Origin of the sequence: Lutibacter sp. (assembly GCF_033723435.1) — a bacterium.
Taxonomy (GTDB): domain Bacteria; phylum Bacteroidota; class Bacteroidia; order Flavobacteriales; family Flavobacteriaceae; genus Lutibacter.
In genome coordinates this window covers 1-13,372 of sequence record NZ_JAWVXC010000015.1, presented here as the reverse complement: position 1 = coordinate 13,372, position 13,372 = coordinate 1, and the positions used below count along the sequence as shown (strand labels likewise).

Annotated in this window: 17 protein-coding genes; all 17 read right to left on the bottom strand. The window is 27.9% G+C overall.

Annotated features, from left to right (window positions below):
- A partial coding sequence (locus R3342_RS13230) for a hypothetical protein (RefSeq protein WP_318940836.1) occupies window positions 1–215 on the bottom strand: 215 nt, incomplete at its 3' end.
- Between the two features lie 188 nt (window positions 216–403).
- A complete protein-coding gene (locus tag R3342_RS13225; RefSeq protein ID WP_318940835.1) occupies window positions 404–1,783 on the bottom strand; it encodes an ATP-dependent nuclease in 1,380 nt (459 codons plus the stop codon).
- 168 nt (window positions 1,784–1,951) lie between these two features.
- Window positions 1,952–2,656: a hypothetical protein gene (locus tag R3342_RS13220; protein WP_318940834.1), complete on the bottom strand. Its 705-nt coding sequence runs from the start codon at window positions 2,654–2,656 to the stop codon at window positions 1,952–1,954.
- 147 nt (window positions 2,657–2,803) lie between these two features.
- On the bottom strand, window positions 2,804–3,691 hold the full coding sequence (locus tag R3342_RS13215; protein ID WP_318940833.1) for a hypothetical protein: 888 nt from the start codon (window positions 3,689–3,691) through the stop codon (window positions 2,804–2,806).
- A gap of 5 nt (window positions 3,692–3,696) precedes the next feature.
- Window positions 3,697–5,133 (bottom strand): MBOAT family O-acyltransferase, encoded by a 1,437-nt coding sequence (locus tag R3342_RS13210; protein WP_318940832.1) that lies wholly within the window; start codon window positions 5,131–5,133, stop codon window positions 3,697–3,699.
- Window positions 5,134–5,332: 199 nt separating this feature from the next.
- Entirely contained in the window at window positions 5,333–5,854 is a 522-nt protein-coding gene (locus R3342_RS13205; RefSeq protein ID WP_318940831.1) for a hypothetical protein, read from the bottom strand.
- 69 nt (window positions 5,855–5,923) lie between these two features.
- A complete protein-coding gene (locus R3342_RS13200; RefSeq protein WP_318940830.1) occupies window positions 5,924–6,727 on the bottom strand; it encodes a helix-turn-helix domain-containing protein in 804 nt (267 codons plus the stop codon).
- A gap of 165 nt (window positions 6,728–6,892) precedes the next feature.
- A complete protein-coding gene (locus R3342_RS13195) occupies window positions 6,893–7,327 on the bottom strand; it encodes a lysozyme inhibitor LprI family protein (RefSeq protein WP_318940829.1) in 435 nt (144 codons plus the stop codon).
- 124 nt (window positions 7,328–7,451) lie between these two features.
- Window positions 7,452–8,390, bottom strand: a complete 939-nt coding sequence (locus R3342_RS13190; protein ID WP_318940828.1) for a hypothetical protein — start codon at window positions 8,388–8,390, stop codon at window positions 7,452–7,454.
- Between the two features lie 159 nt (window positions 8,391–8,549).
- A complete protein-coding gene (locus tag R3342_RS13185; RefSeq protein ID WP_318940827.1) occupies window positions 8,550–9,185 on the bottom strand; it encodes a vancomycin high temperature exclusion protein in 636 nt (211 codons plus the stop codon).
- 447 nt (window positions 9,186–9,632) lie between these two features.
- Window positions 9,633–9,809, bottom strand: a complete 177-nt coding sequence (locus tag R3342_RS13180) for a hypothetical protein (RefSeq protein ID WP_318940826.1) — start codon at window positions 9,807–9,809, stop codon at window positions 9,633–9,635.
- 16 nt (window positions 9,810–9,825) lie between these two features.
- Window positions 9,826–9,999 carry a hypothetical protein gene (locus R3342_RS13175; RefSeq protein ID WP_318940825.1) on the bottom strand — a complete coding sequence of 58 codons (174 nt, stop codon included), beginning with the start codon at window positions 9,997–9,999 and terminating at the stop codon, window positions 9,826–9,828.
- A 722-nt stretch (window positions 10,000–10,721) separates the two neighbouring features.
- Window positions 10,722–11,039, bottom strand: a complete 318-nt coding sequence (locus R3342_RS13170; RefSeq protein ID WP_318940824.1) for a hypothetical protein — start codon at window positions 11,037–11,039, stop codon at window positions 10,722–10,724.
- 13 nt (window positions 11,040–11,052) lie between these two features.
- Window positions 11,053–11,352, bottom strand: a complete 300-nt coding sequence (locus R3342_RS13165; protein ID WP_318940823.1) for a hypothetical protein — start codon at window positions 11,350–11,352, stop codon at window positions 11,053–11,055.
- A gap of 193 nt (window positions 11,353–11,545) precedes the next feature.
- Window positions 11,546–12,043 carry a hypothetical protein gene (locus R3342_RS13160; RefSeq protein WP_318940822.1) on the bottom strand — a complete coding sequence of 166 codons (498 nt, stop codon included), beginning with the start codon at window positions 12,041–12,043 and terminating at the stop codon, window positions 11,546–11,548.
- Between the two features lie 22 nt (window positions 12,044–12,065).
- Window positions 12,066–12,914: an IS3 family transposase gene (locus R3342_RS13155; protein ID WP_318940837.1), complete on the bottom strand. Its 849-nt coding sequence runs from the start codon at window positions 12,912–12,914 to the stop codon at window positions 12,066–12,068.
- A 14-nt stretch (window positions 12,915–12,928) separates the two neighbouring features.
- A complete protein-coding gene (locus R3342_RS13150; protein WP_318940821.1) occupies window positions 12,929–13,318 on the bottom strand; it encodes a helix-turn-helix domain-containing protein in 390 nt (129 codons plus the stop codon).
- Window positions 13,319–13,372 lie beyond the last annotated feature (54 nt).

Genomic DNA, 13,372 nt, shown 5'->3' with positions numbered 1-13,372 from the left:
TTTCCATTTGCAACGGATAAATTCATATTCATATCGAAAAACCTTTTTCTTCTTTTTATTTTGAATCCATCTAATCCTACGTATCCTTTATATTCATTTTTACTTGATGAAAAAATATCAAAAGTATCTGAAAATATTCCAGTACTTCCTTCGTCCACATGTTTTTTGAATATTGAAACAAACTCATTCTTTGGAATTTCAATTTCGGTTGTCAAATGTTCGATTAGTTTTATCTTTTTTAAAAACTCTTTCATAGTTATTTTTTAATGGCTTACGGTCTCGGCTATGAGTAGTTGCGTGGGTTAGCACCTAACTTTGCAAGTACACACCAAACTGAAAATCCGCGAGGATTTTCAGAAGTAGGCGAGAACAAGCAATTACTTATAGCCATTGTTGGCAAGCGTTATTTATGGTATTTTTCAATATTTTCAAACATTTTTTGTATAGATTCCTTGTGTTCCTCAACAATTGTTTTTCCTCCTCTATCAATTAGTCCTTTAATCTCGGGTTTTGCCTTAATTTCAGACTTGTCTCTAACATCGTCAGTAGGAATTACTTCTATATTGTAATCTGGAAATTTATCTTCTATTTGAGTTTTAATCTCCCCAACATTGTTGTCAAATATTACCGATACTTTCTTAAATCCTAAATCTTTTAATACACCAAGAATTTTGTCCATATTACTGGCTCCTCCTGCTCCCCAACCAAAAAATGGAATGTTTGATTGGATATTCATTAGTTCTTGTATTCTTTTGAAGAATATCACATCTTCTTGTCCTTCAACAAGTATTATATTGTCATCTAAAAAAAATACTTCGTTAGCGTTAATTCCTAAAATGTGAGGATTATTAAAATTTTTGAGTAAAGTTTTAATTTCATCTACGCTTTCTCTTGTCAAATAATTAATTGAGGTAATATCTTCGTGTTTTACAGTTCTAGATAATTCTGCTCCATTAATTATCGACTCCCAATTAATAAAAAATGGTGAATGTGTTGAAATAACTATTTGTCTATCTTTAGAATATTCTTCAATTAACCTAGACATCCTGCGTTGTAAAGATGGATGTAATGAAAGTTCGGGTTCGTCAATTATGATAGTGTCTCCAGGCTCTGAATCATATAATGTATCCACGATTGTGAAAACACTAATTATTCCTTCTCCAACACCGTCACTATTGTGATAGCTTCCATTGTAATTGAATTTTATGTAATAATTTCCAATGTCATTTTGGTCTATATACCATTCAGGCATATTAGTTATAACTTTTTCCAAAATAGCATTAAACTCTTTTTGATTTTTTTGTAGAGAGAAAATCCTATGATTAAAGTTTTCTAATTCTTTACCTCTTATTGATGGTAAATTTGATTGGCCAATATATGTATCTCTATTCCACGTACCTTTATGAAAGAACGGATTAAAGGTTCTTCTAGATGGTAATGTGAAAATTTTTAGTTCTTTTTTTTTAATGCCATTTTCAACAAATTCTGTTTCACTTCCTCCACCTGCAGATGTCTTTAATTGGATTGTATTTCCATCGAAATCTTCAAGAATTATTCCTATTTGATCTCCAGCTTTTTTATTCCTTTTTCCTTCTGTGAATGAAGGTTCTTGGTTTTGAGCAATTGCTCTGAATGATTCATAAATAGTCGATTTCCCACTATTATTTGGTCCAACGACAATTGTTAGTCCTGAACCATTTTCACCATTTGGTTGAGCAAGATTAAGTTTTTCTTGATTTACAAAACCTCTGTATCCTTTTATTTTAATTGATTTGTAATACATTCAAATATTTATTGTCATTTCTTAATGCTTGCCAACGAGTTTTTATAAGATTTGTGCGACTGAGAAATCGGAGATTTTTCGGACGTTGCAAATCGATTTGTTAGAATTATTGTTTGTCAATTTTTGTACTAATGTAAGCATAAATTATATGAGTTGTTGGCAAACGTATTAATCTTTTCTATTTGCAAATTCACTTACAATTTTACAATTATCAATTAAATAAAATGTCAAATCTTTCATAAACAATTCTGAACTTTCTTCAAATGACAAATCATAAACTTTCATCATTTTCTCAACATTTTCAGACATTTTCTGAACCATAGCATTTAAAAGTTTCTCTTGACTAAAGTTTTCATTTTTATATTTTGACAAATTATCGCAAATTTCAATTGAAACAGACTCAATAAAATCCCTCTTTTTCTTATTCTTTTTTCTCTCTTTTTTACTCAATGATTCATTAATGCCTAGATTAAGTTTAATAATTAAATTTTTCTCTAAATATTCAATTTCCTGTTTTGTTGGTTCTGGGTTTTGAAAATATATTTCAATAGCTCTACAAGTTTTGAAGGCAATAATTTCGCTTAAATTATTCTCAACTCCAATAGTCGTAAAAATCTTTGCAATTTCTTTAGTACTTAATCCCTCCTTTAAATCATTTATTACAATTATTCCTTTACTATATTCAAAGCTTTCTTCTGTGTACAATTTTTTTGAAGAAATTATTTTGTATGAGATAGTTTTTTGAGAATCAATTCCAGTTTCAATTGATTCAAATTTATCCACACAGTTAAATTCTTCAATTTCTTGACTGAAACTCACTGTAGGTAAAAAGGATAATATCAATAAGATTAAATATTTAGACTTATTCATCATATGTTTGCCAACGGTTTAGAGCATGAAAAGTTGCGGGTTTGAAAACGCAATTTTCCACTGTTTAAATTTATGTTTTTTATTTGTTTTAAATATCATATTTAGTTAGAAATAAGCAATTTTTTATGCGCATTGTTGTGCTTTCGTGCTTTAACTTTTTATTTTGTTTTTCGTTGCATTATATAAATTAGTCGTAAATATCTTTGCTCCTTGATTATTCAAATGACCACAATTAAAAAATAGTTTATCATCATATCCTTTTGATAAATCTATCAGATTTGGAACTTTAGTTATTAATTTCTCGATGTATCTCATATTTTTTGTTTTACTACAATAAGGAGAAATATATAAAGTTAATTGAATTTTATTTTTTCGACAAATGTCAGTTATTTCATCTAGTATAATATTTTTTAGCTTGATTGTTTTAGGTAAACTACTTTCAATTAATGGAAGTTTATTTCCAAATTTAGGCGTAAACCCAATACTCGGATTAGTTCTTGGTTTTTTATTAGCAACTGAAAAAAACATTTCTCTAAATCCAATTTTAGGGTCATTTATTGCGTATCTATAAAAGGGAATATATTCTAATTTTTCGAAATTATTGAAATATTTTTTAATGTGAGTATTAATAATATTATTGTAATTTAAAAAAGGCATAGCTTCTGAGATTGCTATATTTGAAGGTTTATCATATTCAAAATTGGAATCAATTTGTAAAAAAACGTTTGAAATATTGTTGTTAGCTATAAGAAGTTTTAATTGTAGTAAATTATCATTTAATCCAGCTCCTTCAACTCCTAAATTAATTGTTTTTTTATTAGATAAACTATCAAATAATTTAGTGTCAATGTGATTAGCTACTCTTGATGATCCTATAAAAATAATATCAAAACTTTCGTTTTTAGTATTTAATATATATTGTAATTTATTTCTTGGATTTGAATTTATATATACTTGTGTGTATATAAAATCGCATAAATACAGTAATGCTATAGTTGAAATAGAAATAGAAATTATATATTTAAGAAATTGTTTCATTATGATTAAAATTGAAAATATATGAAATCGGTAACATTTGAATAAACACCAAGTGTAATTATACCTATTAAAGTTAATATTAATTTAAAGTTTAACCATTTCCCAAAAAAAGGATGTTCATTTTCTCTTGAATTCCATTCTACTATTACAAAACACAAAATTAATATCATTAATTCTGGAGTATACCTTTCAATTGATAAATATTGTAATCCGTTTTCAAAATTAAAGGAGAATAGTTTTTTAATGTAATCAATTGCAATAGATACTGTATCTGCCCTGAAAAATATCCAGCCTATAATTACCAAAAAGAAAGTAGTTATCATAGAAATTAACTCATAAAAACTAGGGATTATTTTCCCTTTAGAAACTATATCTAAATTATTACGATTTCTATTTGTTAGAAATAAGGGTATAAAATATAAAGCGTTTAAAATCCCCCATATTATAAAAGTCCAATTGGCACCATGCCAAAATCCGCTAACAAGAAAAATAATAAATATATTTCTAAAACTTAGTAGTTTTGAAACTTTACTGCCTCCAAGAGGTATATATAAGTAATCTCTAAACCAAGTAGACAAAGATATATGCCATCTTCTCCAGAATTCGGCAATATCTCTAGAAAAGTAAGGGAAAGCGAAATTTCTTTTTAAATCTATTCCAAATAGTTTTGAAGTTCCAATTGCAATATCAGAATATCCACTAAAATCCCCATAAATTTGAAAAGCAAAATAGATAGCTCCTATTAATAAACTTAATGAGTTCATACTCTCATATTTAGAGAAAATTTCATTTGTATATATTGCACATGAATCAGCAATAACAATTTTCTTAAATAGCCCCCAAATTATTAAGTATAATCCATCAACAGCCTTGCTGTTATCAAAAATTCTTTTCTTGTAAAATTGTGGTAATAAATTACTAGCTCTTTCGATTGGTCCAGCAACTAATTGAGGAAAGAAACTTACAAACGAAGAAAAGGCAATAAAATCTTTTGTTGGCTCAAGTTTTCTTTTGTAAACATCAATCGTATAACTCAATGTTTGAAAAGTATAAAAACTAATTCCAACTGGTAAAATTATATTTAATGAGCTTTCTTTTATTTCAGAACCGAAAAACGAAAATGCTGTTACAAAATTGTCAAGAAAGAAATTGTAGTATTTAAAAAAGCCTAGAAAACCAAGATTAATTACAATACTTGTCCAAAGTAAAACTATTCTCTTCTTTTTCTTTTTTTCTTTTGAAAGTAAGAGTCCAACTGAATAGTCAACAATAGTACTAAATAATATCAATGATAGAAATCTCCAATCCCACCAACCATAAAACAAGTAACTCGAACCAACAATTAAAAAATTCTGAAGTTTGAGGTTTTTGTTTGTCACAAACCAATAGAGGAAAAAAACTATCGGCAAAAATACAGCAAAGTCAATGGAGTTAAAAAGCATTCTATTTGTTTAATTCTTAAATGTTTGTTTTTTGCAATATTTTATTCGGCATGAAGCACAACGAGTTTTTATAAGATTTGTGCGACTGGAAAATCGGAGATTTTTCTGCCGTAGCAAATCGTTTGTTGAATGTTAATCGGTTCGTTATTTAGTTTAAAAGTAAGCATAAATTTTATGAGGTGTTGGCAGCTGCCTTTTATTATTTTACTTTATACCAATGATTTTGTAAAAATGGCTGGAAGTTCTCACCATCCATTGCAATGTCAAAAAACTCCTTGAATTCTGTGTCCGATATTTTCTCTATAATTACTCTCGCTTTCCAATTGCCAGGATTATTTTCTATCTCACGAGTGATAAAAACATATTTTGCATCAGTCGATTCACTTTCATTAAGCACAAAAATATTAGTGAAGTTTTCAATGTTAAACGACCTGTAAATTAATTCATTTTTGTTGGAATTGTAGCTGAATATACCAATATCTTTGTGTACTTCTCCTTTTGGTTTTTTATCTGTTTTTGGAAAAGTGGATTGATTTTTTTCTACAATATAGTTTTCACCAAGCTCATAGTTATATGTTCTGTACCCAATACCATCGCCAGAAACTCCTGTTTCTACACCTTGCCAATTACCAATTAAGAAATCAAATTTGGCGAACTTACTTTGACTAAAGCCAACAATTGGAAGAATTGTAGTTAAAAATAATACAAATATTTTTTTCATATAATTAGTTTTTAATTAACTGTAAAATTAATACTTTGGTTTTGAGTAAAATTGTAAAAATTAGACTTTTTAAAATTCAGCGAAGCAAATGTTTTGCTGCTTAAAATATTCTGTTGGTGTTATTCCAGAGAATTCCTTAAAATCTTTTATAAAATGGGCTTGGTCGTAATAACCTATTTTGTGTGCCAATTGTGTCAATGTTAAATTTTCGTACTCAACCAAATGATGACATAAGTGAAGAAATCGGGTAGTTCTGGAAAACATTTTTGGGGTTGTTCCAATAGTGTTTACAAATCCTCTTTCTAATTTCTTGTGATGAATATGTAATTTTTTACACAAATCTTCAATCGTATATTTTCCCTTTGATTCTCGAATTAGTTTAATTGCAGTTTCTATTTCTTTTGTTTCTTTTTTGTGTTTTTTCAATTGTTCTTCAAGAAAGCTTTGAATTATGTTTATTCTTTTATTATTGGAGACATTTTGTATAGCCTGTAAAATATTTTGAAAATCATTTGGCCAAAGAAGTGCAATATCTATACTGTCGTCTAAAAAACCACTTATAGGTGTACCAAAAAAATGATTGGCTCCCCAAGGATAAAAACGAACAGAAACAAAACCAATAATTCCATCAGATTCTATTTCAACAAAATTTTTCATTTGAGAAATGGCAAATCCTTTGGATTGTTTCTTTTTCTCACCTTGAGTGTTGTAAGTCACAAATGGGTCAGCAAAATGAAATACAATTTCCACAATTCCATCCGGTAAAATTTTCTCTTTTGGATAATTTTCAGTTGCTGATTCAGATTCAGCAATCCAAATCAATTGTATATAATCAGATAATATTTCATTAGGTTTAAATTCTGTATATTTCATTTATAGTTTTTCATTTCAGGTTGCTGCCAACGGATTTTTATAAGATTTGTGCGTTTGGAAAATCGGAGATTTTTCGGACGTTGCAAATCGTTAGTTGAATGTTTGTCGGTTTGTTATTTAGTTTAAATGCAAGCATAAATTTTATGAGGTGTTGGCAACTGGCTTTTAATCATTCTGTTTAGTCGAACCTTTGCAAACATCTCCTTCTTCAATTCCTATAATCCACTCGTTCAATTTTTCAATCCTATTTTCAGTCAGGTTTGTCAAGTACATCCATCTGCACATTGGAAATACGCTTCCATATTCGGAGTTGTCAATCGAAGGATATTTCATCTCAACTTCTGCATCTCTGAAATCGACCCAAATTCGTTGAGCTTTTTTCAGATTTTGAATAAACAACGAATCGGATTTATATTCTGTCAAGATTTGATTATAAATTGAGTTTAATTTGTTATCCGTTTTAACATAATCGATTTTGGCTTTTTCATTCGTTTCTCCTTGAGTTTGAGAAATAATCTGTTGTGATAAAATCAGAATAAATATTATTAAAATCTTTTTCATTTGTGTAATTTTTCTGCTTGTTGCCAACGGGTTGTGCATGATTTCGTTGCGTGTTTAAGCAACTAATTTAATAAAAAATAACAGGCAATTATTCAGCGAGAGGATTTTTCGAAAGGAAAATCAGAAGCAATGAATTATACACGTTGTTGCCAGTAGTGTTTTTTTAATAAATCTCAATTATTTTATAGGTTTCGTCATAGTCAGTCAGAATATTTTTTTCAATTTTAACTTCCTCAATATTCTCAAGGTTATAATAGAAAATGATTCCTATTTTGATTTCGGTACTCCATAAATATTTTATTAACTGACTTCTATCTAAATCTTTTGTCTTTTCAAATCGCTTTCGTTTGAACTCAATAATTGCATTAATTTCATTTAATCCAATAATCATATCTGGAATTTGAAGTGAGCTTTCTGTCTTTATTTTTGGTTCTCTTTGGATAATAAATTCACTATTTTTTAATGAACTCAAAAAACCGTTAAATAAACCAATAAATTCAAATTCCTTATAGTTTTCGTTAGTAATAATCTCTTTATTCTCCGCAATAAATATTTTTATAAGAGATATTAACTTATCTTCTAATTCTACATTTTTATTGTTGGTGATTTTCAATAATTCTTTAGTGTCAAAGTCTTTTGTTTTTTCTATTTGAAAAGCTAAAACTTCCAAAATTTGATTTATTAATACATACGCAAATGAAGATACACTTGTAATGGCTAAAAGGGCCTCACTTTCATTAAAGAAAAGTTTATAATTGTGTGCAGATTCATTTCTCCAATTTTGGCGATAGACAGTGAAAAATTGTAAAACTCTATCGTTTAATATTTTATTAGAAGAAAAATACTTTTCTATTTCAAACGTATTAACTCTCTTTTTTTCTTGTTTTGACAGCACTTTGTATGCTTCTCTTAATGCTCCCTCAAATACTTGGTTTGTTCTATAAATTACATCTGTAAAAAAGTTGTCATCTTGGGATTCTTTTCCTTGTGTGTAGAAATATTCTGCTCTTTCTAAATGAACAATAAGGTCGGAAAGGTCAATTTTATTTGTCCTTTTCTTTATTAATGATATCTGTTCTTTGATTGAGTTTAGAATATCCATTTAGGGTGATTTCACATTACTGGCAATGGTTTAGGACATGAAAAGTTGCGAGTTTGGAAACGCAATTTTCCGATGTTTAAATTTAATATATTTTTGTTTTAGAAACATTCTATTTTATTCAATTAAACAATTTTTTATGTGCATTGTTGGCGTGTCGTTTTACTTAATTTCAATTTTTTCTCCTAAAAACTTAGGATTAACTCCAAATAAGATGTCAATAAATACTTTTGTTCTTGCTAAATATTCTCTGATTTTAACTTTTATTCCATATCTACCTGACACATCTTGAGCATTGAATCCAATTGCTTTTATTCCGTTTTTCTCAGCTAAATAAATAGCTCTTTCGTTATGAAATTGTTGGGAAATAATCGTGATACTCTGTTGCCCAAAAATCTCTTTTGCTCTGATTACTGAATCAAGCGTTCTAAATCCGGCATAATCTAAAAATATTTTATTTTCAGGTATTCCAAGTTTTATTAACTCGTTTTTAAAATCAGAAGGTTCATCATAGTTTTCATTCCCATTATCTCCGCTTATCAAGATAAAATCAATTTTTCCTTTATTGAAAAGCTCAACAGTGGCATTTATTCGATATTTAAAATATAAATTTATCGTTCCGTTTTTTAACGTTTTAGAAGTTCCTAAAACAAGTCCTACTTTATTTTTTTCTATTTGTGACGAGTCAAAATAAGTTTTATTTCTCGAATTTTTCTCGATTGAATAATTAGAAAAGATTATCAATGAAATTGTTAAACATAATAATAGAATTAGATAATATACTTTTTTCTTTTTCATTTTTTCTGAATGCACGCCAACGTGTTTGAGCATGATTTGTGCGACTGGAAAATCGGAGATTTTTCGGACGTAGCAAATCGTGCGTTGTTTGTTAGTTTGTTCATATTTAGTTTAAATGTAAGCATAAATTATGCGCGGTGTTGCTAGTTGTTGCTTTTTAGTCATACTTGTTAAATTAATAAATTCCGTTTCTCTTATTAAAAATATACATTCTAATTAAGAATAAAAACATTCCACTATAACCAATTATCGCAAATATTTTATCAAATTTATTGTCAAAAATCTTCAGGTCAAAAAGATGAATAAAAATGCAAATTATTCCAATCCAATAAATAATCTTTAAAAATAAAGGTTCATCTTTCGCAAAGTTATTTTTAGTCATTATTTCTTAAATTTAAGATTTTAAATTCGGTTTATTGAGCTTTTTCGATTCAATATTTAATCTGTTTATTTTTTAAATTTTGTTTTTCCTAAAATTAATAATGAAACTCCAATAGCTGTAATTACTCCAGCAACTGTGTCTAAATTCTCATTTTCATTAAGCATTGCATAAACACTCGCAATTATTGCAATAATTATTCCTGCAATTTGGGCTTTGTTCAATTCTTTTATAAATGTTATCATAGTCAATTTAGTTGTATTAACGTTCTTTTTTTCGGTTTCGGATAATCAAATACATTCCTATAATTAAAAGAAGGCTTGAAGAAACTCGTAACCAAAATCCAATTGTGTGATAATCGGTTTTAATTATGTTAGCAACAATTAAAATAAAACTTAAAAATATTAGAATCAGTGGTATGTCTTTTTTTTTCATAGATGAATTTTTGTCCGCAATTACTAGCAACGTTTTAGAATATGGAAAGTAGCGCTTGTGAAAGCGTACTTTTCCTATAATATAATTTGTTTGTTTTGGTTTCGCAATTTTTCATAGGTATCCAAATTTAGCAATTTTTTATATGCATTGTTGCCTTTTAGCTGTTTTTTTGTCGTTTTGGTTAAACCCTTTTTCATAGTTTAATCTTTATTAGCTATTTCTCATAATCGTTTTCCATTCTTTAAGATTGCTCTTGCATTCCTTAAGGCTTCTCATGCATTCCTTAAGACTACTTTTCCATTCCTTAAGACTTCCCATGCGTTCCTTAAGACTACTTTTCCATTCCTTAAGACTTCTCATGCGTTCCTTAAGACTACTTTTCCATTCCTTAAGGCTTCTCATGCATTCCTTAAGACTGCTTTACTATTCCTTAAGACTTCTCTTATATTCCTTGAAGCATTTGTTCTATTCTTTAAGAATATTAATCCTTTTCAATTTCATTAAGTAAATTTTCTAGTCTTACTTTTCTACCAAAACTACCCTTTCTTAATTTAATCTGAGTTTTCTCCACAGTTAAAGGCAACGGGTTAGTACATGAAAAGTAGCGTTTTTGAAAACGATATTTTCCGATGTTTAAAATTAATATTTTTTAGGTTTTGAAACATTCTATTTTACTAAATGAAGCTATTTTTTATGTACATTGTTGCCTGTAGTTTATTATTTTATCTAAAAACTCGATTATTCGAATTATCTAAAATTGTATCAAGTTTTCCTTTGTACATAGAATTAGGGAATTTATCTCTCAATAGTTTTCTGATGTGATAATCTTTAACATCTTGTAATCTTATTTTAATGTTAAATCCTCTCGCTGGAACAATCATAGTAATATCTTCTCTGTTATTTTTATGACTACAATTTTCATTTCTTAATAATTCACGAATATTTTTTCTCAATAAGTCAACATTTTGTTTTAGAATTTTTTCAGAAGTATAATTTTTTCGAGCGTTACCAATTCTTACTAAATCAAATTTAACATCCATATTAAAATTCTTTTTAATTCCCTGTATTAAATTGAATTGCATTTAAAGTATCACCAATATCATCTAATTTATCCCAAACACTTTCTAATCTACTTTCAATCAATGAAGTGCTAACTCCAGATTCTTGTGGAATATTGTCAGAAATGTTATCTAAAGAATTTGCTATTCTTTCAGAAATTTCATTTTGGTTAGCTACTAAATCAATCAGTTTGTCAAGTTTCTTCTCAATATCATATAAGTCTGCTTCGCTCGGAATATTACTATAAATAGAACTTAATTCACTTACAATTTCTTTTAAAATCTTTTCACTCATTTTTTTGTTTTTTTAGGTTATTATTCTGTTTTTTTATGTGTTAATCATTCTTGGATATTTCAGTTTTCATAATTACAGGCAACGGATTTTTATAAGATTTGTGCGTTTGGAAAATCGGAGATTTTTCGAACGTAGCAAATCGGTTTGTTAGAATTATTGTCGTTTTGTACTAAATCAAATTTAAGCATAAATTTTATGAGTTGTTAGCCACTGTTTTTTTATTCTTTCTTATTTTCCATAAGAATATTATCAGTCCGAACAAGGAAATCATACTGTCTATAAATTTTGTCCATTCAAATCTAGAAAGAAAAATTTCTCTAGAAGGGTAAAAGATTATATCTGAAAAGTATGCTCCAGATAAAAAATTTATACCTGCAACTATTGAATTAAGTATTAGTAATGCAATAGATAATATATAAATTTCTTTTAAATGAAATTTTTCTTTATTTAAAAATAGGTTGTATAAGATAATTAATAACCATAAACATAATACCCCAATTGTCAAACTTAAAAATTTCCAAATAAATTCATTTTCAATATGTAATTTAAAACTCAACCATTTCAATAATTGAGATAGAATCTGATATATATCTTTAAATATAAGATAGGATAAAATTGAGATTAGGGAAATTTTAATAATCTTATTTTCTTCCATTTTTACAGATGTATTATACTGATATAGGTTGACCATTTTTTTGTTAATATTCGTTTTCTTAAATAGTCAAATACTGTAAATTTTGTTTATTCCTTCGATAACATTTATAGTCTATATTTTGATTTAAATGCACGTGATTTGGTGTTAATAAATCTAAACTTAAATGTGGTCTTAGGTTGTTATAAATATCCACAGCACGTTTCACAATCTTTTTAGCTAAGTTAGTATTTTTTATTTGTTGTTTCAAACCATATTCATATTTTAAAGTTCTGTTTATTCTTTCGGCTACTGCATTTTCGTAAGGATCATATTGTTCGGTCATACTTAGGGTTAATCCGTTTTGCTCTGCAAACTCGGTATAACCTGGATTACAGTATTGAATACCTCTATCAGAGTGATGAATTAGTTTTTGATGTGGGTATTTACGATTTTTAATAGCCATTTTAAGCGCATCGGTACATAATGATACTTTCATATGTGAAGCTAATTTGTAGCCCATAATTTGCTTAGAATACGCATCGGTTACCAACGCCAAGTAACTATGTCCTTTTTGAGTTTTAATATAGGTTATATCGCTTACCCAAAGCTGTTCAGCTCTTGTAGGAGATTTGTCTTTAACTAGATTTTTATGTTTATAAAATTGATGTTTAGAATTTGTGGTTATAAAATGACGTTTAGTTTTAGGAACCAGTAAGTTGTAATGTTTTAAAAAACGATAAAACTTATCTCTTCCCATCTGTATTTGATGCTGTTCCATTTGATTTTTAAGTAAATGATACAGTTTAATACCACCAGTTCTTAATCCAATTTGTTTACGACAATCGTGTACTAACTGAAGTAATATCTGTTCCTGATTTATTTTATTTTGATGAGATCTTAAGCGCTTATAAAATGCTTGTTTGCTTATCCCAAAACACTCGATTAACCATTTTCTTTTAAACGGTCTTGTTTCTTTTTTTGAATCTCGTCGGCTAATGTTTTGGGCAATGACTTTTTTGATAAATCCACTCCAGTAATTAGTTCCATATCCGCAATTATATCTTGCTGAAAGTCTTTTACAAACTCTAGTTCTTCAATCCTTTCTTTTAGTTTTTTGATTTCGTCTTTTTTACTCATACCCAGTTTCTTTTGCTCTAAAGTACTATATTTTTTTAACCAATAGTCTATTGAAGATCTAGAAACATTGTATTTTTTAGCAGCATAATTGATAGATATTCTACCATTTTGGACTTGATCAATAATGAGTAATTTTAAATCGTAACCTACTTTTTCATAAGATATTTTTCGACAGGGTGGTTTTTGTTTTTTCATACTTTCGTTGTTTAAGTTGTCTAATTTTTAGTCAACCTATTTCAGGAAAGTACA